This window comes from Cellulomonas sp. Marseille-Q8402 (genome assembly GCF_965119525.1).
This window is the reverse complement of record NZ_CBCPLX010000001.1, coordinates 232845-259147: the sequence shown is the minus strand read 5'-3', so window position 1 is coordinate 259147 and position 26303 is coordinate 232845. Positions and strand designations below refer to the sequence as shown.

At 73.4% G+C, this 26303-nt stretch carries 21 protein-coding genes; 2 read left to right on the top strand and 19 right to left on the bottom strand.

The annotated features are described in order from the left end of the window. The 14 genes from ACWPWW_RS01185 to ACWPWW_RS01120 form a co-directional block, all read right to left on the bottom strand. The gene (locus ACWPWW_RS01185) at positions 1-741 is read right to left on the bottom strand and encodes a PulJ/GspJ family protein (RefSeq protein WP_454048520.1); all 741 of its coding nucleotides are present in this window, start codon (positions 739-741) and stop codon (positions 1-3) included. Next, positions 738-2594, bottom strand: a complete 1857-nt coding sequence (locus ACWPWW_RS01180) for a prepilin-type N-terminal cleavage/methylation domain-containing protein (protein WP_454048519.1) — start codon at positions 2592-2594, stop codon at positions 738-740. Before ACWPWW_RS01180 ends, ACWPWW_RS01185 begins: the two co-directional genes overlap by 4 nt. Positions 2595-2688: 94 nt before the next feature. Next, positions 2689-3156: a type II secretion system protein gene (locus ACWPWW_RS01175; RefSeq protein WP_454048518.1), complete on the bottom strand. Its 468-nt coding sequence runs from the start codon at positions 3154-3156 to the stop codon at positions 2689-2691. Positions 3157-3332: 176 nt separating this feature from the next. Continuing rightward, positions 3333-4562, bottom strand: a complete 1230-nt coding sequence (locus ACWPWW_RS01170) for a type II secretion system F family protein (RefSeq protein ID WP_454048517.1) — start codon at positions 4560-4562, stop codon at positions 3333-3335. Further along, on the bottom strand, positions 4562-5683 hold the full coding sequence (locus ACWPWW_RS01165) for a type IV pilus twitching motility protein PilT (protein WP_454048516.1): 1122 nt from the start codon (positions 5681-5683) through the stop codon (positions 4562-4564). The genes ACWPWW_RS01170 and ACWPWW_RS01165 overlap by 1 nt, the downstream gene beginning before the upstream one ends. A 511-nt stretch (positions 5684-6194) precedes the next feature. Next, positions 6195-7865 carry a GspE/PulE family protein gene (locus ACWPWW_RS01160; RefSeq protein WP_454048515.1) on the bottom strand — a complete coding sequence of 557 codons (1671 nt, stop codon included), beginning with the start codon at positions 7863-7865 and terminating at the stop codon, positions 6195-6197. 143 nt (positions 7866-8008) lie between these two features. Beyond that, on the bottom strand, positions 8009-8893 hold the full coding sequence (locus tag ACWPWW_RS01155; protein WP_454048514.1) for a shikimate dehydrogenase: 885 nt from the start codon (positions 8891-8893) through the stop codon (positions 8009-8011). A gap of 276 nt (positions 8894-9169) precedes the next feature. Further along, positions 9170-10333: an endolytic transglycosylase MltG gene (mltG, locus tag ACWPWW_RS01150; RefSeq protein WP_454048513.1), complete on the bottom strand. Its 1164-nt coding sequence runs from the start codon at positions 10331-10333 to the stop codon at positions 9170-9172. Next, the gene (gene ruvX, locus ACWPWW_RS01145) at positions 10330-10944 is read right to left on the bottom strand and encodes a Holliday junction resolvase RuvX (RefSeq protein WP_454048512.1); all 615 of its coding nucleotides are present in this window, start codon (positions 10942-10944) and stop codon (positions 10330-10332) included. Before ruvX ends, mltG begins: the two co-directional genes overlap by 4 nt. A 23-nt stretch (positions 10945-10967) precedes the next feature. Further along, entirely contained in the window at positions 10968-13661 is a 2694-nt protein-coding gene (gene alaS, locus ACWPWW_RS01140; protein WP_454048511.1) for an alanine--tRNA ligase, read from the bottom strand. A gap of 125 nt (positions 13662-13786) precedes the next feature. Continuing rightward, on the bottom strand, positions 13787-14284 hold the full coding sequence (locus tag ACWPWW_RS01135) for a hypothetical protein (protein WP_454048510.1): 498 nt from the start codon (positions 14282-14284) through the stop codon (positions 13787-13789). Then, positions 14281-14646: a DUF948 domain-containing protein gene (locus tag ACWPWW_RS01130; RefSeq protein WP_454048509.1), complete on the bottom strand. Its 366-nt coding sequence runs from the start codon at positions 14644-14646 to the stop codon at positions 14281-14283. The genes ACWPWW_RS01135 and ACWPWW_RS01130 overlap by 4 nt, the downstream gene beginning before the upstream one ends. Positions 14647-14804: 158 nt before the next feature. Continuing rightward, positions 14805-15431 (bottom strand): 30S ribosomal protein S4, encoded by a 627-nt coding sequence (gene rpsD / locus ACWPWW_RS01125; RefSeq protein ID WP_454048508.1) that lies wholly within the window; start codon positions 15429-15431, stop codon positions 14805-14807. A gap of 232 nt (positions 15432-15663) precedes the next feature. Beyond that, positions 15664-17088 (bottom strand): replication-associated recombination protein A, encoded by a 1425-nt coding sequence (locus ACWPWW_RS01120; RefSeq protein WP_454048507.1) that lies wholly within the window; start codon positions 17086-17088, stop codon positions 15664-15666. Positions 17089-17155: 67 nt separating this feature from the next. On the opposite strand from ACWPWW_RS01120, the gene ACWPWW_RS01115 reads away from it, so the two are divergent. Further along, positions 17156-19405 carry an MMPL family transporter gene (locus tag ACWPWW_RS01115; RefSeq protein ID WP_454048506.1) on the top strand — a complete coding sequence of 750 codons (2250 nt, stop codon included), beginning with the start codon at positions 17156-17158 and terminating at the stop codon, positions 19403-19405. A 148-nt stretch (positions 19406-19553) separates the two neighbouring features. On the opposite strand, the gene ACWPWW_RS01110 is transcribed toward ACWPWW_RS01115, so the two are convergent. The 3 genes from ACWPWW_RS01110 to ACWPWW_RS01100 all read right to left on the bottom strand — a co-directional run bounded on the left by ACWPWW_RS01110 (position 19554) and on the right by ACWPWW_RS01100 (position 23355). Beyond that, complete coding sequence (locus ACWPWW_RS01110; RefSeq protein ID WP_454048505.1) at positions 19554-19940, bottom strand: GNAT family N-acetyltransferase; 387 nt, start codon at positions 19938-19940, stop codon at positions 19554-19556. A gap of 408 nt (positions 19941-20348) precedes the next feature. Beyond that, on the bottom strand, positions 20349-22175 hold the full coding sequence (gene aspS / locus ACWPWW_RS01105) for an aspartate--tRNA ligase (protein ID WP_454048504.1): 1827 nt from the start codon (positions 22173-22175) through the stop codon (positions 20349-20351). 106 nt (positions 22176-22281) lie between these two features. Beyond that, the gene (locus tag ACWPWW_RS01100) at positions 22282-23355 is read right to left on the bottom strand and encodes an Rv2578c family radical SAM protein (RefSeq protein ID WP_454048503.1); all 1074 of its coding nucleotides are present in this window, start codon (positions 23353-23355) and stop codon (positions 22282-22284) included. Positions 23356-23475: 120 nt separating this feature from the next. On the opposite strand from ACWPWW_RS01100, the gene ACWPWW_RS01095 reads away from it, so the two are divergent. Further along, positions 23476-24018 (top strand): TspO/MBR family protein, encoded by a 543-nt coding sequence (locus ACWPWW_RS01095; protein ID WP_454048502.1) that lies wholly within the window; start codon positions 23476-23478, stop codon positions 24016-24018. Positions 24019-24025: 7 nt separating this feature from the next. Here ACWPWW_RS01095 and hisS read toward each other — a convergent pair whose 3' ends face one another. Together hisS and ACWPWW_RS01085 are read right to left on the bottom strand one after the other, a co-directional pair. Continuing rightward, on the bottom strand, positions 24026-25393 hold the full coding sequence (gene hisS / locus ACWPWW_RS01090; RefSeq protein ID WP_454048501.1) for a histidine--tRNA ligase: 1368 nt from the start codon (positions 25391-25393) through the stop codon (positions 24026-24028). Between the two features lie 5 nt (positions 25394-25398). Continuing rightward, positions 25399-26124 carry an MBL fold metallo-hydrolase gene (locus tag ACWPWW_RS01085; RefSeq protein ID WP_454048500.1) on the bottom strand — a complete coding sequence of 242 codons (726 nt, stop codon included), beginning with the start codon at positions 26122-26124 and terminating at the stop codon, positions 25399-25401. Positions 26125-26303: the final 179 nt, after the last annotated feature.

The following is a 26303-nucleotide window of genomic DNA, read 5'->3' as shown; positions in this document are numbered from 1 at the left end:
CTACTCCTCCTCGTCGGTGATCAGTGCCTGCGCGTTCGGCAGCGTGACCCGCTGGACGTACGTGGTGGATCCGACGGGAGTGGCGGCGACCTTCTCGACCTCGAGCCGGAACTCGACCTGGACGATGTTCGCCAGGTCCGCCGAGGACATGCCCGACGCGGGGGTCGAGATGGGGTCGCCCCCGTTCTTGAAGTAGGAGAACAGGGACGGCCCCCCGGTCACGACACCGCTGACGATGGTCCGCACGGTCAGACGGCGCTTGCAGTCCGTCGAGGCCGTGGGGGACTCGGCCGGGCAGTACGTGTAGGCACCGGTCGGGTCCGAGTCGTCGGGGCGCTGGACCTTCTCCACCAGAGCCATGCCGTCCTCCGCCGTGCTCTGGAGGGAGTACGAGACCCGGGACGGCCCGACGGAGTTCCCCGCGTTGTTGAGGTTGGCGTAGAACTGCAGACCCGTCGGGGTGGCTGCGATGAACGCGTCGGCGGTGCAGCTGGTGCACCCGGGCGACAGCTGAGACGGCTTCACGGCCGTCCGCACGGTCTTGCTCATCCGCTCCGAGGCGGTCCGAGCGGCGTCGACCTGGTCCTGACGCACGACCGTCTGCGCGTTCGTCCGCTGGAACCCGATCGTCAGCGTCGCCGTCGCGGCGACGACGATCCCGAGGATCATCATGACCACGAGCAGCTCGGCCAGGGTCGTCCCCCGGTCCTCGGCCAGGCGGCCGCGCAGCCGGGCGATCACGGTCCCACCGGCCCGGTGGCCGTCGCAGCCTTGGAGAGATCGGTGCTCGCGGTGCCGACGACGAAGGTGCCGATCGACGTGCACGTGTTGCTGCGCAGGACGTACGCGTACCACGTCTGCGTGCCCGCAGCGGGGCGCGACACGGTGGTCGAGAGCGTCGAGCTGGTGCTCTGCGAGCCCGTCGGGCCGAGGCGCACGTCACCGCTCGTGCGGCAGTTGTTACCTGCGAGCGACGTCTTGCTGAGCACCACGGTCGAGCTGCTCCTCAGCGAGGTGACGCTCAGCTTCGTCGTCTGTGCGGGCCAGGTGAGGGTCGTGGCGGCGCCGTACGGCAGCTGCATCGAGTACTGCGAACCCGGGGTGCTGACGCACGTGTCCCCGGCCCCGCCGGTCGTCACGTACACGAACCAGTCTCCCGCCGGGATGGCGAGAGGGCCGTTGCGAGCGGCGTCCAGGGGGACCGCGACGCCGGCGTATCCGGGGCCGGGGCAGGTCGTGATCGTCGCACCACCCACGCGCGAGCGACTCACGCCCCACAAGCTGCCCGCCGGCGCGTTGTTCACCCGGAGCGTCGTCGTGCTCCAGGAGATCCCGTCGTTCGCGCCGTCGTCGAGCGCGACAGCGGACGGCCCGGGGCTGCAGAGGAACGCGGCGCCCGTGGCGTAGAAGGTCCAGGAACCGGGCAGGACCGTGAAGCCCGCCGGGTCCACGACGCGGTTCCCGAGGCCTGTGCAGGTCGTGGCGGAAGCGGGCACGGCGACCACCTCGGTCGTGCCGGCCGGCAGCCCGGCGATGGCGGACGTCGCGGCGCCCACGAGGACGTCGAGGTCCACCGTCGCGCCGGCCTCGAGGTCGGCCGACCGGTACTCCGAAGGAGCGGTGGTGCCGAAGTAGGCGCCGTACTGCGTGGGCCACAGTCCGACGACCGAGGTCACCGTGCCGGTGACGGGCCACTCGGACCGGCCGTTGGGGCCCGAGAACTCGGAGGCCACGAGCGTGACCGAGCTGCTGCCGAGAGAACCGCCGTCGACCGGCGTCCCCGCCGAGTCGACGAACCGGAGTCGCAGGCTCGCGGCCCGGTCGTAGGCGAACGAGACGCTGTTGTTCAGCGCACCCGGCATGACCTTGCCCACCGGCTTCGACGGCTGCGCCGCACGCGAGATGTCGACGTAGCCGCTGTCGATCATCTGGGCCGTGTAGTCGGTGCCCGCCACACCCGGGGTGACTTCGACGACGGCGCACCCGGAGGAGTCGGTGACCGCCGTCCGGGCGGTGCCGGCGCCGCTGACACGGACGCTGCGACCCGCGTTCGGCTCGCCGTCCGAGTCGACGACGTTCACCGCGACGAACGCGGCACCCGTCTGGACGCCCTCGCCCTTCTCGGGCGCCATGGTGGTGCTCGACACGACCGGTGCGACGCCGTGCATGTCGGGCCAGGTCACCGTGACCGTCACGTTCAGCGAGGGGTACTTCACCAGGCTGCCGCCGTCGCACGCCGATGCGCCGTTGCCGACGATGTTCCAGGCGACGGACCGCACCACGGTGTACGCGGTGCCGTCGAGAGTCAGGGGCTGCCCGGCGACGCCGTCGGACAGCGGGTGGGGGTTCGTCACGGTGCCCGCATCGGCGACCGCGCGGGGACCGGCCTTGCTCGCACCGAACTGGGCCCGGACCATCTCGATCTCCCGGGCGGCGAGGTTCGCCGCCGCCACACGGGAGCGGTTGTCCGCCGAGCCCTCCTGGGCCTTGAGGATGACCGTGAGAGTCGCGGCGGCGAGGATGCCGAGGACCACCATGGCGACGACGACCTCGATCAGGGTCATGCCGCGGTCGCGAGGCGTCTCGCGGGTCATGTCGTCCTCCGGGTCGTGGCTGGTGGGTGGTGCCGGACATGCCACCGGCTGCGACCCCCGCGGACGGGGGCCGCAGCCGGTGGGACGAGTCAGATCACGGAGTCACGGTCACGAGACCGGTGGTCGCACCACAGGTCGAGCCGAGCTCGCCGAGGCCCGAGGTGGAGCCGTAGGCGATGGTGGTGTCCGTGCCGTTCGCGTAGGTCACCTGGACGCACCAGGTGTCACCGGTCGTAGCGTTGTTGACACCCTGCGACACGGCGGTGATGTTGTCCGACGCCGGGCCGAGCTCGCTGCCCGCGCCGGTGCCGAAGCTGTACTGCCCGCTCGCGACCGCGATGGTCGGCGCAGTGCCCAGGTTGTCGACGTAGTAGGTGGCCAGCTCCTTGCCGAGCGTCGAGACGTCCGACTTGGCCGCGGTGTCCGCAGCCTTCTTGCGCTGGTTCAGGAACACCGGGATGGCGATCGCGGCGAGGATGCCGACGATGATCATCACCACGAGGAGCTCGACGAGGGTGAAGCCCTTGTCCTTCTCCTCCATGGACTTGCGAATACGAGCCATCATGGGGCTGTCTCCGTTCGGGGAACTGTCACTGTCAATGTCCAGTGCGCGTCCCCGGGGAGCATTCCCAGCGGGGTCACGCCGTGTTGCAACTTGGTTATCGACGGGCCCGGCCGGGACTTGAGAGGTGTCACCCGTCCGGACGAGAACTCACCCGTTCGAGCGGACGAGGGAGCTCACTGGATGACGTTGAAGATGTTGAAGATCGGCATGTACAGCGCGATGATCATGCCGCCGACGATGATGCCGAGGACCGCGATCATGAGCGGCTCGATGAGCGAGGTCAGCGACTCCGTGGTCGCCTCGACCTCCTGGTCGTAGAACTCCGCGACCTTGTCCAGCATCACGTCCATCGCTCCGGTGTCCTCGCCCACAGCCAGCATCTGGACGACCATCGGCGGGAACACCGGATGCTGAGCCAGCGGGGCCGACAGCGACTGACCGGTGCGGACGGACATCTGGACGTCCTGGACCGCGCGGGTGATCACGACGTTGCCGGCGGTGCCGCCGACGATGTCGAGCGCTTGCAGGATCGGTACGCCCGCGCGGAGCATCGTGCCGAAGTTGCGACTGAACCGTGCGATCGCGACCTTCTTGAACAGCTGGCCGAAAATGGGTGCCTTGAGCTTCAGGGGGTCGAGCGCGTCGCGCACCTTGTCGTCGTTCTTGTGCTTGCGCCACCAGACCAGGAAGACCACGACGAGAACCACCAGCGGAATGGCGGTCCACTTCATGACCGACGAGAGCACGACGAGGATCCTGGTCGGCAGCGGCAGCTCTCCGCCGAAGTCCTCGAACATGCCCTGGAAGATCGGCACGATGAACAGCAGCATGCCGATCACGGCCAGGATCGCGATGCAGAAGACGACGACGGGGTAGGTCATCGCCGACTTGATCTTCGCTCGCAGCCGGACCTCGGCCTCGAAGTTCTCCGCGACCGAGACGAGCACCTCCTCGAGGAAGCCACCCGTCTCCCCCGCGCGGATCATGTTGATCATGATGGGCGGGAAGACCTGCTTGTGCTGGGAGAGCGCGACCGAGAGCGCGACACCGGTCTCGACCTCCGAGCGGACCTGGCCGAGCACCTTGGCGAGCGCCTCGTTCTCGGTCTGCTCGGCCAGGATCGTCAGAGCGCGCAGCAGGCTGAGCCCGGCGGAGATCATCGTGGCGAGCTGCCGGGCCATCACGGCCAGGTCCTTCGTGCCGATGCCGGAGCCGAAGCCCAGGTTGATCTCGCGGTTCAGGCCGGTCGTGCTGACCTCGGAGATCGACAGCGGAGCGATCCCCATGCCGCGCAGCCGGGTGGCGACGGCGGACTGGTTGCCCGCCTCGATCCGGCCCTTGGCGACCTTGCCGTTCTGGTCGCGGACGGTGTACTCGAACGTCCGCAGGTCGTTCCCGGCCATCAGTAGCCTCCCTGGGACGGGGCGCCGAGCGCGTTGCCGACCGAGTTCAGTGCCGAAGCACCCTGGTTCATGCGGGTCGAACGGCCGGTGAGCCGGTTGTAGTCCTCCACGCTGTGGCACTTCTCGAGCCCGACCTCGTAGGAGATCTTGTTCACGCGTACCAGGTCCGCGAGGTGCTGGTCCAGGGTGTGCATGCCGAGCTGCGCCCCGGCCTGCATCGCCGAGTAGATCTGGTGGGTCTTGCCCTCGCGGATCAGGTTCCGGATGGCGGGCGTGGCGAGCAGCACCTCGGTGGCGACCACACGCCCCTTCCCGACCGCGGTCTTGCACAGCGTCTGGCACACGACGCCCTGCAGCGCCGACGCCAGCTGCGCTCGGACCTGGTCCTGCTGGTGCGCCGGGAAGGCGTCGATGATGCGGTCGACCGTCTGCGCGGCGTCCTGGGTGTGCAGCGTCGCGAACACGAGGTGACCCGTCTCGGCGGCGGTCAGCGCGACCGACATGGTCTCCAGATCACGCATCTCGCCGACCAGGATGATGTCCGGGTCCTGTCGGAGCACGTGCTTGAGTGCGGCGGCGAACGAGTGCGTGTCGGCACCGACCTCACGCTGGTTCACGATCGACTTCTTGTGCCGGTGCAGGAACTCGATCGGGTCCTCGACCGTCATGATGTGGTCTGCCCGCGTGCGGTTCGCCAGGTCGATGATCGACGCGAGCGTCGTGGACTTGCCCGAGCCGGTCGGGCCGGTCACGAGCACGAGCCCTCGAGGCAGACCCGCGAACGACGACACGACCGCCGGGACGCCGAGGTCCTCGAGCGGCCGGATCTCGTAGGGGATGACGCGGAACGCCGCGCCGATCGACTCGCGCTGCTGGTAGAGGTTCACGCGGAACCGGGCATGACCGCGCACGGCGTACGCGAAGTCGAGCTCGAGCTCGGCCTCGAACGCCTCGCGCTGCTTCTGCTGCAGGATGCCGTAGAGCGTCCGGCGCAGAGCCTCCCCGTGCATCGGCTCGAAGCCGTCGAGCGGGACCAGGGCACCGCTGAGCCGCACCATCGGCGGGGCGCCGCTGGTCAGGTGCAGGTCCGACGCGCCGAGCTCGAGCATGCGCTTGAGCACACCATCGAGGTCGATGCTCGGGATCTCGGACCGAGTCGCAGCGCCGAGGCGGCCCGCCGGGGGCTGACCCGACGACGCCTGGCGCATCGCCGCGCGCGATCCGGGCGCGGGAGGCGCGACCTGCTGCTGGCCGGCCGGCAGCGGCTGGGTCGGCGGCGGCCCGCTCAGCCCGCCGTACCCGGAGGGCGAGCCGGTAGGCGCACCGGGAGCGGCCGGAGCCGGCGGAGCGACCGGTGGTGCGACGTGCTGCGTGGTCGCCGGAGCCTGCGGCCCGCCGTACGGCGGCAACGCGAACCCCGGCGGCGGGGTGCTCGCGTGCGGCGCCGCCTGATGCGGGACGGTCGGCGGCAGAGCGGGCGCAGGGCCCGTCCCCGCGCCCGGGTACGCCTCGGTCACCGTTCCACCTCCGTCGTCGAGCCCGGGCGGTGGCCCGGGGCGTGCTTCCCCCACATCGGCCGGACTGCCTCGGTGCTTGAGGAGACCGGGCACGCGGACGACCAGGACCACCCGTTCACGCGACGACCCGCAGGATCTCCTCGACGGACGTCTGCCCGAGCACGACCTTGCGCCAGCCGTCGTCGCGGAGCGAGATCATGCCCTGCTTGCGCGCAGTCGCAGCGATGTCGGCGGCCGAGGACCTCGCGACCGCGTGGCGCTCGATGTCCTCGGTGACCCGCATGACCTCGTGGAGCGCGACACGGCCGCGGTACCCCGTGCGCGAGCAGGTCACGCACCCCACGGGCCGGTACAGCTGTGGCAGCGGCTCCCCCGGCACCCACGGGAACCGCGCCCCGATCAGCTCGGTCTCGGTCGGCGTGTACGGCTCGGAGCACTTGTCGCACAGCTTCCGCGCGAGCCGCTGCGCGACCACGGCGTCCAGCGCCGACCCGACGAGGAACGGCTCGATGCCCATCTCGACGAGACGCGTGATCGCCGACGGCGCGTCGTTGGTGTGCAGCGTCGAGAGCACGAGGTGACCGGTGAGCGCAGCCTCGATGGCGATCTGCGCGGTCTCGTGGTCGCGGATCTCACCGAGCAGGACCACGTCGGGGTCGGACCGCAGGATGGACCGGAGCGCGCCGGCGAACGTCAGGCCGGCCTTCGGGTTCACCTGCACCTGGTTGATGCCGGCCAGCCGGTACTCGACCGGGTCCTCGACGGTGATGACGTTGATCTCCGGCTTGGAGACCGCGTTCAGCGTCGCGTACAGCGTGGTCGACTTGCCGGAACCCGTAGGTCCGGTGACGAGGATCATCCCGTACGGCTTGGTGTACGCCTCGCGGTACGTGTCGTAGTTCTCCTCGAGGAACGCCAGGTCACGCAGGTCCAGGCTGGCCGTCGAGTTGTCGAGGATTCGCATGACGATCTTCTCGCCCCACACGGTGGGGAGCGTCGCCACGCGGAGGTCGATCTTCCGCCCGTTGTGCGTGACCGACATGCGGCCGTCCTGCGGCTTGCGCCGCTCGGCGATGTCGATGTCCGACATGATCTTGACGCGGGAGATGACGCCGCCCTGGATCTGCTTGGGCGAGCGCTGCATCTCGTGCAGCACGCCGTCGATCCGGTACCGCACCCGCAGGTCGTGCTCGGAGGGCTCGATGTGAATGTCGGAGGCCCGGTCGGAGATCGCCTGGGTCACCAGCAGGTTGACGTAGCGGACGATCGGCGCGTCGTCCTCGACCACGTCGCCGACCTGGCTGAGATCGACCTCGACACGCGACTCCTCCTCGAACGCCGAGGACAAGTCCTCCATCTCCCCGTCGGCGCGGCAGAACCGCTCGATCGCCCGGCTGAGGTTCTCGTACGTCGCGACGATCGGCAGCACCGTCATCCCGGACACGGTGCGGACGTCGTCCACCGCGACCACGTTGCCCGGGTCGGCCGTGGCGAGCACGAGCGCGCCGTCCTGGAACCCGACCGGCAGGACGGTGTACCGGCGGCAGAGCGCCGCGGGCACCATCGAGACGGCGGCGCGGTCGACCTGGTACTCGTCCAGGTCGACGAAGGACATGCCGACCTGCCGCGCCAGGGCAGCCACGAGCTGACCCTCGGTGAGGATGCCGATCTCCACGAGCGTCCGGCCGAGGGACTGCCCCCGTGCCATCTGCTCGTCCAGCGCCGCCATGAGCTGCGCCTCGCTGACCAGGCCCTCGTCCAGCAGGATCTCGCCGAGCTGCTTCACCCTGTGCCTCCGTTCCGGGGCAGGTCGGTGCAACCTGTCCCGTTGGCACCATCGGCACGTCCCCGGGTGGAGATGAGCAACCCGGGTCGCCCGAGTGGGCGATCGGGTCGTGACTGCGGGTGAACTCGCCGGCCCGCAGCCAGTCAGACGGGGGCGGGGAGGGCCTCGTCGAGGGCGGCGGCCATCGCCTGGACCGGGCCGGGGCGGCCCGTCATGAGGCGGACCTGCTCGACGGCCTGGTGCAGCAGCATCCGCTCCCCCGGCACCGCGATCCCACCGTGGGTGTGCCAGGCCGACTGCAGGGCGGTGGGCCGCGGGTCGTACGCGACGTCGAGCAGCACGGCGCCGGGGCGGGGCGTGAGCAGTCCGCCCGCGAGGTCGTCGGCGGCGCGGGGCGGCAGCGTCGACACCACCAGGTCGGCCCGGGCCATCGCGGCCGGGGCGTCCCCGAGCAGCCGGAACACCGGCTCGACGCCCATCCGGTGCGCGGCGCGCGCGAGCCCGCCGACACGGCCGAGCGACCGCACGTGCACGACCGGCGCGGTGCAGCCGAGCTCGGCCAGGGCGGCGAGCGCGGACGCGGCGGTGGCGCCGGCACCGAGCACGACGGCGCTGCGCTCCCCCACGGCAGCCGACGAGCCCGCGGCCGCGAGGCCTTCGGACAGCGCCGCCACGATGCCGTGCACGTCGGTGTTCGCCCCGGTCAGCACGGGCCGCCGCCCGCCGGGCTGCACGAGCAGCGTGTTGACGGCGCCGACCACCCCGGCGAGCGGCTCGACGTGGTCCAGCAGCGGGATGACCGTCTGCTTGAGCGGCATGGTGAGGCTGAGCCCCGCCCACGTGCCGTCGAGCCCGGCGACGAACGCCGGCAGCTGCTCCTCGGTGACGTCGACGGCCTCGTAGGTCCAGCCGTCGAGGCCGAGCGCCCGGTACGCGGCGCGGTGCAGCCGCGGCGAGAGCGAGTGGGCGACGGGGTGCCCGAGAACCGCGGCGCGGCGCTGGCCAGGCCGACGAGCAGAGTTGGTCATCGGCACCAGGGTACGGCGGTCCGGAGACGCGCGACGACCGCTACCGGCCACGCCGACGGAGACGGTGTCCGCCGGCGTAGCCAGAAGCGTCGTCCTAGTAGGACCAGCCATTCAGGAAGCGCATCTCGCACCATCCGAGCTGCCCCCACGACGCAGCGCAGCGAATCAGATCGACGTGCGAGAGCAGCAGCAGGATGACGTCACGGAGCTCCTCGCCCGTGAGCACAGGACAGCCCCGCCGGATGCACCGACGGGGCTGTTCTGCCAGGGCGCGACCTACTCGTTGGCCGCCTGCCACGCGCGCAGCTCGTCCCGGTTGGCCTCGTGCTCGGGGAAAGTCTCCGCGAACTTGGTCTCACCGGTGTCGAGGTTGACCGTCACCCAGTAGAGCCACGGCCCGTCCGCCGGGTTCAGAACCGCGTCGATCGACACCTCGCCGGGGTTCGCGATCGGGGTCGGCGGGAGTCCCGTGACCTTGTAGGTGTTGTACGGGTCGTACGGCGGCTGCGCGTCGCGGGTGTCGGCGTACGTCAGGTCCGTGCCCGACTTCCCCAGCCCGTACGCCACGATCGCGTCGATCTGGAGCGGCATGCCGATGTCCAGGCGGTTCTGGATCGCTCGGGCCATCTTCGCCCGGTCCTCGTCCAGCTTGCCCTCGCGCTCGACGATCGACGCCTTGTTGAGCACCGTCTCCCACTGGTCCTGGGCGACGCCCTTCTCGGTGAGCAGCGTGGTGGTCCGGCCGACCATCTGCCCCAGCACGCTCGCGGCGGACGCGCCCGGCTCGATCTCGTACGTCGCCGGGAACAGCCAGCCCTCGACGTTGCCGCCGGCCTCGGCGGGCAGGCCGATGGCGGCGGGGTCCGCCGCGGCGGCCTGGAAGTCCTCGACGGGGATCGTCGTGATCTCGTAGAGCCGCTGGTAGATCTGCTTCGCGGTGTAGCCCTCGGGGATCGTCACGCGGGACGAGGCGCGGTTCGCGTCGTCGAGCAGCGCGTTGACGGCGTCGCTGGCCTTCATCTCGAGCAGGAGGTTGTACGTGCCGGGCTGGATGCCGGTGGCGGCCGGGTTCGCCGCGTACGCGCTGGTGAAGGCGCCTGCGGTGGCGACGACGCCGGCGTCGGCGAGGGTCGCGCCGATGGCGCCGCCGGTGTCACCGGCGGCCACGGTCACCTGGACCTCGCCGCTGCCAGGACCCGGGTAGTCCTCGACGGTGGCCTCGGTGCCGTCGGAGGAGAACAGCCCGCCGACGACGCTCCACATCACGAAGACGGCGCCGCCGACGAGTGCGAGCGCGAGCACCAGCACGACCACCGTGCGGCGGCGGCGGTGCTTGCGCTGCTTGACGCGCTGCTCCTGCGTGTCCCGGCGCGAGCGTCGCGAGGGCGGGGGCGCCTCGTGGTGCTCCTGCTGCGGAGCACCGAGGAAGAGGTCGCTCACTCGGTCGTCCCTTCGGTCTGTCGAGCATGTCCGGCATGTCGAGCGCGGTCAGCGTCCTGCGGACCCCCCGGGCGCCCGGCGGGAGCGTCGTCCGGGCGGGTCGCCGTGACCCGCTCGCCGGGCCGGCGGCCCGAGGAACGCTCCGCGTCGAGCGCGGTCTGCAGGATCACCACGGCGGCTGCCTGGTCGACGACCGCCCGGTGACGACGTCCGGACCTGCCGGACGCGTGCAGCGCCTGATGGGCGGACACCGTGCTCATCCGCTCGTCGACCAGACGCACCGGTACGGGTGCGACAGCCTGCGCCAGCGCACCAGCGTACGCGCGTGCGGACTCCGCCGCAGCGCCTTCGCTCCCGGAAAGGTGCTTCGGCAGCCCGACGTAGACCGCCGCGGCGCCCCGCTCGGCCACCTCGGCGACGATCTGGGCCACGTCCTGCGGCAGCGCGCCGGGCGCCGGGACCTTGGTGTCGCGGGCCAGCGTGGCCACCGGGGTGGCCACCAGGCCGTCGGGGTCGCTGGCCGCGAGGCCGACGCGGACGGAGCCGACGTCGACCGCGAGCCGGGACCCCCGCACGACGGCGTCGGGGTCGGGCGCGGCCGTGTCGTCCACCGCCCCCGGCCCCGTCACGGGGCTCAGGCCCCCGCCCCGATCGCGTCGCGGATGCCCGCGAGGGCCTCCGGCAGCCGGGCCGCGTCCGTGCCACCGCCCTGCGCCAGGTCGTCCTTGCCGCCGCCACCGCCGCCGAGCAGCGTCGAGGCGGTCTTGACCAGCGCACCCGCGCGCACGCCGGCCGCGCGGGCCGCGGCGTTGGTCGCGACGACCACCACCGGCCGGCCCTTCGCGACGCCGCCGACCGCGACCACGGAGGGCGCGGACTCGCCGAGCCGGCCGCGGACGTCGAGGACGAGCGTGCGCAGGTCGTCGGCCGCGACCTCGCCGGCGTCGTGCGTGACGACGCGGGTGCCGGCGACGTCCACCGCCGCGGCGGCCAGCGCGCCGGCGCCCGCGAGCACCTGGGCGGCGCGGACGGCCGCGAGCTCCTTCTCGGAGTCCTTGAGGCGCGCCATCAGCGAGGCCACGCGGTCGGACAGCTCGTCGGGGCGCGCGCCGAGCAGGCCGGAGAGCTGGCCGACGAGCGCGTGCTCCTTGGCGTGGAACCCGTACGCGCCGTCGCCGACGAGCGCGTCGACGCGGCGCACGCCCGAGCCGATGGACGACTCGCCCAGCAGCGTGACGAGGCCGAGCTCGCCGGACCGGCGGACGTGCGTGCCACCGCAGAGCTCGCGGGACCAGTCGCCGCCGATGGACACGACGCGCACCTGGTCGCCGTACTTCTCGCCGAACAGCGCCATCGCGCCGAGCGCGCGGGCCTCGGCGATGGGCATGGTCTGGTCGGTGACGTCGAGGTTCTCCTGCAGCCGGGTGTTGACCCGCTCCTCGACCTCGGACAGCACCCCGGCCGGGACGGCCTGGCCCGAGCGGAAGTCGAACCGCACGCGGCTCGGCGCGTTCTCGGAGCCGGCCTGGGTCGCGGTGTCGCCGAGGGCCTCCTGGACCGCCTTGTGCACCATGTGCGTCGCGGTGTGCGCGCGGCTGATCGCCAGCCGCCGGGTGGTGTCGATCGACGCGACCCCGGGCTCGTCCAGCGTGACGGTGCCCTCGACCAGGCGGCCGCGGTGCACGGGCAGGCCCTTGACCGGCGCCTGCACGTCGTCGACCTCGATGGTCGCCCCGCCGTCCAGGACGATGGTGCCGTGGTCGGCGAGCTGGCCACCCATCTCCGCGTAGAACGGCGTGACGTCCAGGACGACCTCGACGTCCGCGGGCGCGGTCGCCGCGGGCGCGGGCACGCCGTCGACCAGCAGCCCGACGACGCGCGAACGCGCGGTGGCCTGCTCGTAGCCGACGAACTCGACGGGCTTCGCCCGGGAGCCGCTCAGCGTCGCGTGCAGGTCCTGGTACGCCGCGGTGTCGGTCCGGCCGGCCCGCTTGGCGAGCGCGTCGGCGCGGGCGCGGTCGCGCTGCGCCTGCATCAGGGTGCGGAACGCCCGCTCGTCGACGGACACGCCCTGCTCGGCGGCCATCTCGAGCGTGAGGTCGATCGGGAAGCCGTAGGTGTCGTGCAGCTGGAAGGCCTTGTCACCGGTGAGCAGCGGCTTCGTGCCCGCCGTCGTCTGCTTGGCCTCGTTGACCGCGAGGTCGAGGATCGAGGTGCCCGCGACGAGGGTGCGCAGGAACGCCTCCTCCTCCGCGTACGCGACCTTCGCGATCCGGTCGAAGTCGCGCGCCAGCTCGGGGTACGACGGCGACATCGCGTCGCGGGACACCGGCAGCAGGGTCGGCAGCGCGGGGGTCTCGACGCCGAGCAGGCGCATGGCGCGCACGGCACGGCGGAGCAGGCGGCGCAGCACGTAGCCGCGGCCCTCGTTGGACGGCACGACGCCGTCGCCCATCAGCATCAGCCCCGAGCGCACGTGGTCCGCGACGACGCGCATGCGGACGTCGTCCTCGTGGTCCGCGCCGTACCGGCGGCCGGAGAGCTGCTGCGCGGCCTCGATGACGGGGAAGACCTCGTCGATCTCGTACATGTTGTCGACGCCCTGCAGCAGGAACGCGACGCGCTCCAGGCCCATGCCGGTGTCGATGTTCTTCTGCTTGAGCTCGCCGAGGATCGGGAAGTCCTCCTTGCCGCCCCCGTCGCCGCGCTCGTACTGCATGAACACGAGGTTCCAGATCTCGATGTACCGGTCCTCGTCGACGACCGGGCCGCCCTCGGCGCCGTACTCCGGGCCGCGGTCGACGTAGATCTCCGAGCACGGGCCGGCGGGGCCGCGCGCACCGGTCGACCAGTAGTTGTCCTTCATGCCGCGGCGCTGGATGCGCTCGTCGGGCAGGCCGGCGATCGTCTTCCAGAGCGCGGCGGCCTCGTCGTCGGTCTCGTAGACCGTGACCCAGATCTTCTCCTTCGGGAAGCCGTAGCCGCCCTGGTCCTGCGGAGTGGTGATCAGCTCCCACGCGTGGGTGATCGCCCCCTCCTTGAAGTAGTCGCCGAAGGAGAAGTTGCCGTTCATCTGGAAGAACGTGCCGTGGCGGGTGGTCTTGCCGACCTCCTCGATGTCGAGGGTGCGCACGCACTTCTGCACGCTGGTCGCGCGCGGCCAGGGCGCGGTCTGCTCGCCGAGCATGTACGGGATGAACGGCACCATGCCCGCGATGACGAACAGGGTGGAGGGGTCGGGCGAGATCAGCGGGGCCGAGGGCACCACGGCGTGGCCGCGGGCCTCGAAGAAGTCGAGCCAACGCTGGCGGATCTCGGCGGTGCGCATGGTGTCCTCGTCATCTCGCGGGCGGGGGTCGCTCCCCGCCGTCCTCGTGCTCAGCGTCGCGCCGGACCGGGGTGTTCCCGTCCCGCGCGACCGGGGTGCAGCCTAGGTGGCCGCGGTGGTCGTCGTCAGAAGGCGTACGGCAGGTCGCCGTCGCCGTCCGCGGGGTCCTCCGTGGGCTCGTCGGCCCAGCCGCGCCGCGAACGGGCCCGGCGGGCCTCCGCGCGCGTCTCGGTGTCGTCGTGCCACGCAGGCGGGACGGTGCCGGTCGCGTCGGCCTCGTGCGCCCCGCGCCCGGCGGCGCGGTGGGCCGCGCGCTCCTCGCGGATCGCGTCGACGTCCACGTCGCCGACCAGGTCCTGCCGCAGCTGGGCCTCGCGCTCGGCCATGCCGAGCCGGAACTCGCGTCGTGCGTCCGACAGCGACCGCACGGCGCCCGCGGTCGTCGCCCCGGCGCGGAACGCGGTGCGCGCGGCCCGGGCGGCCGTCGACGCGGCGCCGGCCGCGGTGCTGCCGGCCGTGTGCGCGCCGTCGGGCGTTCCCGTCAGCGAGTCGAGCAGCCCCAGCCGCTTGGCACCGGCGACCGCGGCCGCCGCGCCGACGCCGACCCAGAGCAGCCGGCTCATCGCCCGGACCGCCCGCGCAGGCCGAGGCCGGACAGCGCGCGGCGCACGCCGTAGGAGAAGGCGGCGACCTTGATCATCGGCCCGCCGACCGTCGCCGCGAACAGCGAGGTCAGCGCGGAGGCGTTCTGCGTGATCTGCGCGGCGGACGTCGTGATCGCGTCGACGCGCTCGAGCTGCGTGTTGGTGGACGACACGGTGGTGGCGGCCTCGTCGAGGATCGGCACCGTGTGCTCGGTGATCTCGCGCACCGAGGTGCGGGTCTCGTCGAGCACGCGGCCCAGCTTCACCAGCGGCACGGCGAGCGCACCCACCAGCAGCACGAAGGCGATGGCCGCGATGAGCCCCGCGATGTCTCCCAGCATGGCCAGCCCTTCGGTCGTGTGGACGCCGTGGCCGACGTCGGATGAACCCTACCCGGCGCGTCGCGCCGCAGGTGGCGCCGCACAACGCCGCGACGCCCCGGCTCCGACCCCGGACGGGGCGGTGCGAGGGCGTCGCGGACGTACGGCGGGTGGTGCGATCAGCGGGCGTAGTACTCGACGACCAGCTGGACCTCGCACGTGATGGGCACCTCGGCGCGCTTCGGGCGGCGCACCAGGACGGCGCTCAGCTTCTCGAGCTGGACGTCCAGGTAGCCCGGGAGGGCCGGCAGCACGTCGCGGTGGGCACCGGCGGCGGCGACCTGGAACGGCACGGTCGTCTGCGACTTCGGCTTGATCTGGAGGGTCTGGCCCTCCTTCACGCGGAACGACGGGCGGTCCACGATCTTGCCGTCGACCAGGACGTGGCGGTGCACGACGACCTGGCGGGCCTGCAGGATGGTGCGGGCGAAGCCGGCGCGGAGCACCAGCGCGTCCAGGCGGGTCTCGAGGTCCTCGACCAGGGCCTCACCGGTCAGGCCCGGGGCCTTGCGGGCGTCCTCGTACGCACGGGCGAGCTGCTTCTCGCGGAGCGCGTACTGGGCGCGCAGCCGCTGCTTCTCGCGCAGACGCACCGCGTAGTCCGACTCGGTGCGGCGACGGGCGCGACCGTGCTCGCCGGGCGGGTAGGGACGCTTCTCGAAGTGCTTGACGGCCTTGGGCGTCAGCGCGAGGCCGAGGGCGCGGGAGAGGCGCACCTGGCGACGCGCACGGGTCACGTTGCTCATGGATCTTCCTGTCGTTCGTACGGCACACCCGTGCCGGGTGACTCCCGGCGGGGCGTGGGGCCGACCTTGGATGCGTCCGACGGACGCGGCTAGGACCCCAGGTGGCCGTCCTGCGCGGGCCCACCCGGACGGATCCGGGGCGCACCTGGTGAGGACGACCTGTCGACTCTACCGGGTGACGGGCGCAGGACCTAACCCGGGAGCCGGCGCGGGGCAGGTCGCCCCGCGCCGCTCAGCGCGCCTCGGGCGGCGGCGCCTGGTCGAGCACCGACCGGATCCGCCCGAGCCGCTCGCCGACCTGGCGCTCGTAGCCGTGGTCCGTCGGCGTGTAGTAGCGGCTCCCGACCAGGTCGTCGGGGAGGTACTGCTGCGCGGCGACCCCGTGCGGGTGGTCGTGCGCGTACAGGTACCCCTTGCCGTGGCCGAGGGCCTTGGCGCCCGCGTAGTGCGCGTCGCGCAGGTGCGACGGCACCGACCCCATCCTGCCTGCCTGCACGTCGGCGAGCGCGGCGTTGATGCCGTTGTAGGCGGCGTTCGACTTCGGGGCCGTCGCGAGGTGCACCACCGCCTCGGCCAGGATGATCCGCGCCTCCGGCATGCCGATCAGCGCGACGGCCTGGGCCGCCGCGACGGCGGTCTGCAGCGCGCTGGGGTCCGCCATGCCGACGTCCTCGGCGGCCGAGATGACGATCCGGCGGGCGATGAACCGCGGGTCCTCCCCCGCCGCGATCATGCGTGCCAGGTAGTGCAGCGACGCGTCGACGTCCGACCCGCGCACCGACTTGATGAACGCGCTGATCACGTCGTAGTGCTGGTCGCCGTCCCGGTCGTAGCGCACGGCGGCGACGTCGATCGCCCGCTCGGTGGTCGCCAGGTCGACGACGGCGGGCTCCTCGGCGGCGTCGCCGAGGTCCACGTCGGGGTCGGCCAGCCGCGCCTCGCGGTCGGCCAGCGCGGCGCCGGCCGCGGCCTCGAGGATCGTCAGCGCCTTGCGGGCGTCGCCGCCGGCCAGGCGCAGCAGGTGGTCCTCGGCGTCCTCGGTCAGCCGCACCGCGCCGCCGAGCCCGCGCTCGTCCTCGACGGCACGCCGGATCAGCGCCTGCACGTCGGCGGTCTCCAGCGGCTTGAGCGTGAGCAGCAGGGAGCGGGACAGCAGCGGCGAGTTGACGGAGAAGCTCGGGTTCTCGGTCGTCGCGGCGACCAGGGTCACCCAGCGGTTCTCGACGCTCGGCAGCAGGGCGTCCTGCTGGGCCTTGGTGAAGCGGTGCACCTCGTCGATGAACAGCACGGTCTCCGAGCCGTCCGACGCGAGCCGGCGCCGGGCGTCGTCGACCACCTGCCGGACGTCCTTCACGCCCGCCGTCACCGCGGAGAGCTCGACGAACCGCCGGCCGGACGTCGTCGCGACCAGGTACGCGAGCGTGGTCTTGCCCGTCCCGGGCGGCCCCCAGAGCACGACGGACGACGGCGCGGCGCGGCGGGCGGTGGCGTCCCCCGGCTCGACCAGACGGCGCAGCGGCGAGCCCGGCACCAGCAGGTGCTCCTGCCCGGCGACCTCTGCCAGGCTCTGCGGCCGCATGCGCACCGCGAGGGGCGCCCCGGCCTGCACGGCGGGCGTCCCCTGCGCGGTCGAGGTGACCGCGTCGAACAGATCCATGCCCGCGAGCCTACGGGCGCGGTCCCACACGACGCGCCCGTGGTGCGCGCGGACCCCGCGGCCTGCGATGCTGACCCGCGTGTTCGAGAGCCTCGGTCGCCTGGTCGCCCGCCACCCCCGCCTCACGGTGCTCGTCTGGGCCGTGGTCGCCGTGGCCTGCTTCTTCCTGGCGCTCGTCGGCGTCGGTGGCCAGAACCTCTTCGACCGCCTGACGACCGGCCAGCCCGTCGTCCCGGGGTCCGACAGCGCCCGTGCCGCCGAGCTGCTGACGTCCACCGACGAGTCCGGCGCCTCGCTCAGCCTGCTGGTCCAGGACGTCGACCCCGCCGCCCCGGGCCTCGCCGAGGCGCTGGCCCCGGCACGCGAGGACGTGGCAGCCGTCGACGGCGTGGTCTCGGTGATCGACCCGTTCGTGCTCCCCGAAGGCGTCGCGAACCCCGCGGCGGCGCCCCTGCTCGCCCAGGACGGCACCGGCTTCCTGCTGGTCGCGGACCTCGACCCGGCGCTCGACGAGGACGCCCGGTCGGCCGCGCTGGCGGAGCTGGAGCAGCGCCTGGAGGCCGTGCCGGGCGCGTTGACCGAGGTGGCGCCGGACGCGACCGGCCTGGTCGGCGGCGGCTCGCTCATCGTCTCCGCGATCACGGACCAGGTCGAGCAGGACCTGACCACCGGCGAGGCGATCGCGCTGCCGGTGGCCCTGCTGATCATGGTGCTGGTGTTCGGCGGCTTCCTGGCCGCCGCGATGCCGATGGTCGGCGCGGTCGCGTCGATCGCCGGCGGGCTCGGCGCGCTGGTCGGCCTGTCGTACCTGATGGACGACCTCGAGTCCTCGGTGGTGAACGTCGTCACCGTGCTCGGCCTGGGCCTGTCCATCGACTACGGGCTGCTCATCGTGTCGCGGTTCCGGGAGGAGCTGGGCCGCACGCTCGGCGACGACGAGGGCCGGTCCTCCCGCCGCCGCCGCGGCGACGGCGCGGTGGTGTCCGCGCTGCTCACCACGATGTCGACGGCGGGCCGCACGGTCGCGTTCTCCGCGCTCACCGTGGCGATCTCGATCGCGGGCCTGCTCGTGTTCCGGCAGGACATCCTGCGGGCGTTCGGCGCCGGGTCGGTGGCCGTCATCGTGTTCGCGGTCGCGACGGCGCTGACGCTGGTGCCCGCGCTGCTGGTGCTGGCCGGGCGGCGCCTCGCCGGGCCGAGCCTGCTCTCGCGGGTGCCGGGGCTGCGGCGCGTGCTCGCGCGCACCGCCGACGTCGACGCCGAGGAGGGCGTGTTCTCCCGCCTCGCGGAGCGCGTCCAGCGCCGGCCGTGGTGGGTGATGGGCGGCACGCTCGCCGTCCTGCTCGTGCTCGCCGCGCCGCTGCTGCACCTCCAGCTCCGGAACTCCACGACGGAGCTGCTGCCGCTGTCCAGCCCGCAGCGCGAGTTCGTGGCGGTGCTCGCCGAGCAGTACCCCGCCTCCTCCTCGCCGGCGGTGCAGGTCGTCGCGCAGACGAGCGTCGCGGACGCCCAGGCCGCCGTCCCGGCGATCGAGGCCCTCGACGGCGTCGCGTCCGTCGACGCCCCGGTGGCCCGCGACTCGGTGGTCGTCATCGGCGTGCGGCCCGAGGGCACCGACCCCGGCGGGGCCGAGGCGCAGGACGTCGTGCACGGGCTGCGCGACCTCGACCTGCCGTTCGAGGCCTTCGTCGGCGGTCAGGCGGCCAACCAGATCGACTTCACCGACGCGCTGCTCGACCGCGCGCCCTGGGCGCTCGGCATCGTCGCCGTCGCGACGCTCGTCCTGCTGTTCCTCATGACCGGCTCCGTGGTGGTGCCGATCAAGGCGCTGCTCACCAACGTCGTGTCGCTGTGCGCGTCGCTCGGCGTGCTGGTCTGGGTGTTCCAGGACGGCCACCTGTCGGGCCTGCTCGGGTTCGAGAGCACCGGCGGCATCGAGACCTACGTCGTCGCCCTGGTGATCGCCTTCGCGTTCGGGCTGGCGATGGACTACGAGGTGTTCCTGCTGTCCCGGATCAAGGAGCTGCACGACGCCGGCGTGCCCAACGACAGGGCCGTCCGCCTGGGCCTGCAGCGCTCGGGCCGGGTCATCACCTCCGCCGCGGCGATCATCATCGCGGTGTTCGCGGGCTTCGTCGCCGGCGAGCTGCTGGTGATCAAGGAGGTCGGGTTCTCGCTGGCGGTCGCCGTGCTGATCGACGCCACGCTGGTCCGGCTCCTGCTGGTGCCGGCGACGATGACCGTGCTGAGCGAGGCCAACTGGTGGGCCCCGGCGCCGCTGCGCCGCCTGCACGAGCGCCTCGCGATCACCCACTGACCCGGGTGGCCCGACCGCGCGGCTCGGCGGGCCCGATCGTCGAGCGGGCACGCGACGCGTCCGGTGCGTGTCCTGTGGGTGCCCGCTCGGCGCGCCGCGCGCTCGGCGGGACGTCCGCAGGCGCGCGCCCGTCGAGCGCGCGCCCGGGTCAGCCGCGCCGGAGCGTGGTCAGGCGGTGGTGCGTGCGCAGGCCCAGCCGGTGGTAGATCCGGCGCGCGCCGTCGTTGTCGTCCCACATGCCGAGGGACACCCAGTCGGAGCCGTCGGCGAGCAGCGCGCGGACGGCCGCGGCAGTGAGCGCGGCACCGAGGCCGCGGCCGCGCTCCCCCGGCCGGACGCCGAGCCCGTGCAGGTGCGCGGAGCCCCGACCCCCGGGTCGTCCGGCCCGCGGGCCGGCGCCGATGACACCGCCCAGATGCCCGCGGCCGTCGCCCGCGAGGACGCCCCACCAGCGCTCGCCGGGAGCGGCCGGGTCGGCGTCGGTGGTCGGGTTGGCCTCCACGAGGCAGGCGCGGATCGCGTCGGCGTGCGCCACCGGGTCGAGCTCGCGGACGTGCGCCTCGCCGGCGACGGGAGCGGGCGCGTGCTCCGTGCACCATCCACTCCCAGCCCGTGCGGTTCGGGGTCAGCCCGAACCGGTCGACGTCGGCGCGGCGCAGGAGGCCGAGCGCGGCCGTGTCGACCCACGCGAACCGGTGCCCCGCGTCGTCGTGGGCGCGCAGCAGCCCGGCGACCGGCTCGGCCGGCCCGACGGCGACCAGCATCGTGGCGTCCGCGGAGGTCGACCGCTGCACGAGCAGCATCGCGTCGCCGTCGGAGCGCACGTGCACGGGACGCCACCAGCGCCGCTCGTCGAGCAGGAACGGGTCGTCCGCCCACCGCGCGGGAAGCACGGGGTGGGCGGACGACCTCGTCCCGGCAGCCGCCTCGTCGGCGGCCGGGGTCACTGCTGGGCGGGTGCGGCGGCGTCCGCGACCGGGGTCTCCGCCGTGGCGGCCTTCGGGGCGACGTCGGTCGCCTTCGGCTTGGCGTCGACGCCGGCCTCGCGGCGCTGCTGCACCGTGATGGGGGCCGGGGCACCGGTCAGCGGGTCGTAGCCGCCGCCGGACTTCGGGAACGCGATGACGTCGCGGATCGACTCGGAGCCGGTCAGCAGGGCGACGATGCGGTCCCAGCCGAACGCGATCCCGCCGTGCGGCGGGGCGCCGAACTGGAAGGCGTCGAGCAGGAAGCCGAACTTCTCCTGCGCCTCCGCCTCGCCGATGCCCATGACCGCGAACACGCGCTCCTGGACGTCGCGGCGGTGGATACGGATGGACCCGCCGCCGATCTCGTTGCCGTTGCAGACGATGTCGTAGGCGTAGGCCAGCGCCTCGCCCGGGTCCTCCTCGAAGCGGTCGATCCACTCCGGCGTCGGGGACGTGAAGGCGTGGTGGACGGCGGTCCAGGCGCCCTCGCCGACGGCGACGTCGTCGTCCTCGCCCGTGGGCTTGAACAGCGGCGCGTCGACGACCCAGACGAACGCCCACGCCGACTCGTCGATCAGCTCGCCGCGGCGGCCGATCTCCAGGCGGGCGGCGCCGAGCAGCGCGCGGGCCTCGGACGGCTTGCCCGCGGCGAAGAAGACCGCGTCGCCCGGCTGCGCACCGACGGCGGCGACCAGGCCCTCGCGCTCGGCCTCGGAGATGTTCTTGGCGACCGGGCCGGCGAGCGTCCCGTCCTCGGCCACGGTGACGTAGGCGAGGCCCTTGGCGCCGCGCTGCTTGGCCCACTCCTGCCAGGCGTCGAAGCCCCGGCGCGGGGTGGCGGCGCCACCGGGCTGGACGACGGCCCCGACGTACGGCGCCTGGAACACGCGGAACGGCGTGTCGGCGAAGAAGGAGGTCAGCTCGACCAGCTCGAGCCCGAACCGCAGGTCGGGCTTGTCGGTGCCGAACCGCGCCATGGCGTCGGCGTAGGTCATCCGCGGGATCGGCGTGCTGATCTCGTAGCCGATCAGGTCCCAGAGCGCGCGCAGGATCTGCTCGCCGAGCGCGATCACGTCCTCCTGGTCGACGAAGGACATCTCGACGTCGAGCTGCGTGAACTCCGGCTGCCGGTCGGCGCGGAAGTCCTCGTCCCGGTAGCAGCGGGCGATCTGGTAGTAGCGCTCCAGGCCGCCGACCATGAGCAGCTGCTTGAACAGCTGCGGCGACTGCGGCAGGGCGTACCAGGAGCCGGGGGCCAGGCGGGCCGGGACGACGAAGTCGCGGGCGCCCTCGGGGGTCGACCGGGTCAGCGTCGGGGTCTCGACCTCGACGAAGTCCTGGGCGTCGAGCACGCGGCGCGCGGCCTGGTTGGCCTTGGCCCGCAGGCGCATCGCCTTGGCGGGCTCGGGGCGACGCAGGTCGAGGTAGCGGTGACGCAGGCGCGCCTCCTCGCCGACGGGCTCGTCGAGCGACGAGGACACCTGGAACGGCAGCGGCGCGGACTCGTTGAGCACGACGACCTGCTCGGCGACGAGCTCGACCTCGCCCGTGGCCAGGTGCGTGTTCTCGTTGCCCGCGGGCCGGCGGCCGACCTGGCCGGTCACCTGCAGCACGTACTCGGCGCGCAGGCCGTGCGCGACGGCCTCGTCGCGGATGACGACCTGGGCGATGCCCGAGGCGTCCCGCAGGTCGACGAACGCCACCCCACCGTGATCGCGCCGGCGATCCACCCACCCGGTCAGGGTGACGGTGGTGCCGATGTGCTCGGCCCGCAGCGAGCCGGCGGTGTGGGTGCGCAGCACGAGGAGTCCTCTCAGGTGGTGGGGCGCTGCTCGGAGCAGCCCGGCGAGTCTACTGCGGCCGGACCCGCGGCCGTCGCCTCCGCCGGCGGCTCAGGACAGCACGGGCTCAGAAGAGCGCCGGCTGCACCACCCCGGCCAGCACCCCCGCCGGCGTCTCCGCCGCGACCCGGCCGTCCGGCCGCACGCGCCACGGCGAGGCCGACGGCGGCGAGCCGTCGGCGGGCGTCGCGGTCGGCCCGTGCAGCCCGTACCGGCGGCGCAGCGGACGCACGCGCTCCCGCAGCCACCGCGCGTACTCCTCGGGCACGTAGGCGCCCCGCGCGTACAGCCGGCGGTAGTGCGGCACGAGGTCCGGGCGGTGCTCGGCCAGCCAGGAGAGCATCAGCGGGCGCACGGGCCCGCGCAGGTGCAGCGGGATGACGGTCACCCAGGACGCGCCCGCCTCGGCGAGGTCGCGGAGCAGGCCGTCGAGGTGCGCGGTCGAGTCCGTCAGCCACGGCATCACGGGCGCCACCAGCACGCCGCACTCCAGGCCCGCGTCCCGGACCGCCCGGATCAGCGCGAGCCGGGCCCGGGGCGTCGGCGTGCCGGGCTCCATCACCTGCTGCAGGTCCTCGTCGCCGATCGCGAGCGAGACCGCCACGCCGACGCCCACCTGCGTCGCCGCCTCGGTCAGCAGGGGGATGTCCCGGCGCAGCAGCGTGCCCTTGGTGAGCAGCGAGATCGGCGTCCCGGAGTCCGCCAGCGCCCCGATGATCCCCGGCATGAGCGCGTAGCGGCCCTCGGCGCGCTGGTACGGGTCGGTGTTGGTCCCGAGCGCGACGTGCTCGCGGCGCCACGACGGCCGGTGCAGCTCCGCCGTCAGCACGTCGACCACGTTGGTCTTGACCACGATCTGGGTCTGGAAGTCCTCGTCCGGGCCGAGCCCGAGGTACTCGTGCGTCGGCCGGGCGAAGCAGTAGGTGCAGGCGTGCAGGCACCCGCGCATCGGGTTCACGGTCCAGCGGACCGGCATCGAGGACGCCTCCGGCACCTTGTTCAGCGCGGACTTCGCGTGCACCTCGTGGAACGTCACGCCGGCGAACTCGGGCGTCCGGACCGAGCGCTGGTGCCCTGCCAGGGCGAGTCCGGGCAGCGCTGCTGCCGCCTCCGCCGCGATCTTCTGCCCGTCCCACCGCATGGGTCGATTCGAACACGTGTTCGACGCGGAGGCAAGCGCCCTGCTCTCGGCGCCCGTGGCGGTGCTCAGCATGCTGGCCTCCCGGTTGCCGGACGGCCCGGGCCGTCGGACCGTGGAGGCATGACGTCCGCGCACCCGGCCCCGGCGGCCCCGCCCTCGACCGCTCGCACCCCGGACCAGCGTGGCGCGTCCGCGTCGCGCGCCTGGCCCGTGCTCGTCCTGCTGCTCCTCGTGAACGCCGCGGTGGCCTTCGGCGGCAGCCTCGCGTCGACGTCGGGCGTCGACGGCTGGTACGCCGACGCCGAGAAGCCGGCGTGGACCCCGCCGAACTGGGTGTTCGGCCCGGTGTGGACGGTGCTCTACGTGGTCATGGCCGTCGCCGCCTGGCTGATCTGGCGGCGGCACGGCGCCCGCGCCGCACGGACCGCCCTGGTGCTCTACGGCGTGCAGCTCGCGCTGAACGCCGCGTGGACGCCCGTCTTCTTCGGCGCCGAGCAGCTCGGCGCGGGGCTGGCGATCATCCTCGCGCTCGAGGTGGCGCTGGTGGCGACGATCGTGGCGTTCCACCGGCTGACGCCGTGGGTGGCGTGGCTGCTCGGGCCGTACCTGGTCTGGGTCCTGTACGCGACGACGCTCAACGCCGGCGTCGCGGCGCTCGCCTGAGGGCGGGTCAGGACCCCGCCGGCACCACGCGAGGGTGCAGGTCCTCGGCCGGCGGCGCCCACGTCGCGGCGTCGGCGTCCACCTGCGACCCCGAGCGGATGTCCTTCACCTGGTCCGCCGCGCCGTCCTCCGACGCGGGGAACCAGACGTACGGGATCCCGCGCCGGTCGGCGTGCTTGATCTGCTTGCCGAACTTGGCGGCGGTCGGCGCGACCTCGACAGGCACGCCCCGTGCGCGCAGAGCGGAGGCGACCGCGTCCGAGGCCGGGCGGGTCTGCTCGTCGGTGACGGCGACCAGCACGGCCGCGGGCACGCCGCGGGTCGCCCGCACCAGCCCGCCGGTCAGCAGACGGGACACCAGCCGCGAGACCCCGATGGACAGCCCGACGCCCGGGTAGGTCTGCTTGCCGTCGGACGCCAGGGTGTCGTACCGGCCGCCGGAGCAGATGGAGCCGAGCTGCTCGTGCCCCACCAGCACCGTCTCGTAGACGGAGCCGGTGTAGTAGTCGAGCCCGCGCGCGATCTTGAGGTCCGCGACCACGACGCCCGGGGCGCGCACGGCGGCGGCCTCCACCAGCTGGCGCAGCTCTGCCAGCCCCTGCTCCATGAGCTCGGACTCGACCCCGTGGGTGGCGGCGAGCTCCCGCACGCGGTCCACGACGCCGGCGTCGCCGCCGCTGATCGCCGCCAGCGCGAGGCAGGCCCGCGCCTGCTCCGGCGTCGCGCCCGCCTCGGCGACGAGCAGGTCCGCGACCCGGTCGGCGCCGACCTTGTCCAGCTTGTCGATGCTGCGGAGCACCGCGTCGACGTCCGTCAGCCCGAGGCCGCGGTAGAAGCCCTCGGCGACCCGGCGGTTGTTCACGAGGATGCGCACCGGCGGCACGCCGATCTCCTGCAGGGCCCCGAGCGCCTCGGCCATCACGAGCGGCAGGTCGACCTCGTAGTGGTACGGCAGGTCGCCGGCCCCGACCACGTCGATGTCCGCCTGGACGAACTCGCGGAACCGGCCGTCCTGCGGCCGCTCGCCCCGCCAGACCTTCTGGATCTGGTAGCGCTGGAAGGGGAACGCGAGGTGACCGGCGTTCTCGAGCACGTAGCGCGCGAACGGCACCGTGAGGTCGAAGTGCAGGCCGAGCTGGCCCGAGCGGTCGGTGCCGCCCTCTCCCTCCTCCTGCAGCCGGCGCAGGACGTAGACCTCCTTGGAGGTCTCCCCCTTGCGCAGCAGCTGGTCCAGCGGCTCGACCGCACGGGTCTCGATGCCGGCGAACCCGTGCAGCTCGAAGGTGCGCCGCAGCGTGTCGAGGACGTGCTGCTCGACCACGCGGCCGTCGGGGAGCCACTCGGGGAAACCGGACAGAGGAGTCGGACGTGCCATGCGCGTCATCCTGCCAGGTACGGGTTGGTCCTCAGCTCCACGTCCACGCGGGTGGCGGGGCCGTGGCCCGGCAGGACGTGCGTCCCCGGAGCCAGCGCGCCGACCACCTCGCGGAGCGTCGCGGCCATCGCGGCCGGGTCGCCGCCCGGCAGGTCCGTCCGTCCCACGCTCCCCGCGAACAGCACGTCCCCGGTGAACGCGACCCGCTCCCCGCCCTCCTCGAGCAGGTACAGCGTCGACCCCTCGGTGTGCCCGGGCGCGTGCCGGGCGACCAGCCGGACCCCGCCGAGCTCGAGCGCGACGTCCGCGGTGCGGGCGCCGGGGTCGCCGCCGCCGAACGGCTCGACGTCGCCCGCGTCGAACGCGTCGGGGTCGAGCCCGGCGGTGACGAGCCCGGACCGCAGCGCGTCGCGCACGCCGAGGGCGTCGACGTCGCCCGGACCGGCGCCGCGCAGCGTCCCGAGGGGGTCGGCCAGCCGGTGCGCGTCGCGCGCGTGCAGCCGGAGCGGCACGCCGGCGGCAGCGGCGACCCGCCCCGCGTCCCACACGTGGTCGGCGTGGCCGTGGGTCGCGACGACCCCCGCCACCCGCAGGCCCTGCTCGGCGACCGTGCTCCGCACGGCGTCCGCGACGCCCGCCCCCGGGTCGACGACGACGCAGGTCCCGTCGTCCGCGGCGACGACGTAGCAGGCGGCGGCGAACACGGGCGACGTGAGTCCGAGGATGCGCACGCGGCCACGCTAGCCGCACGGACGGACGCCCCCGCGGGCACGTCGGTGCCGGCCCGCCGCAGGTGCACGGCAGGTGCACGGCGTGGAGGGTCACTCAGTGGGCCACCCGGCTGCCTAGACTGTCGGGCGGGCGCGGGTGCTCCGCGCCCCGAGCACGGGGGACCCCGCAGTCGAGACCG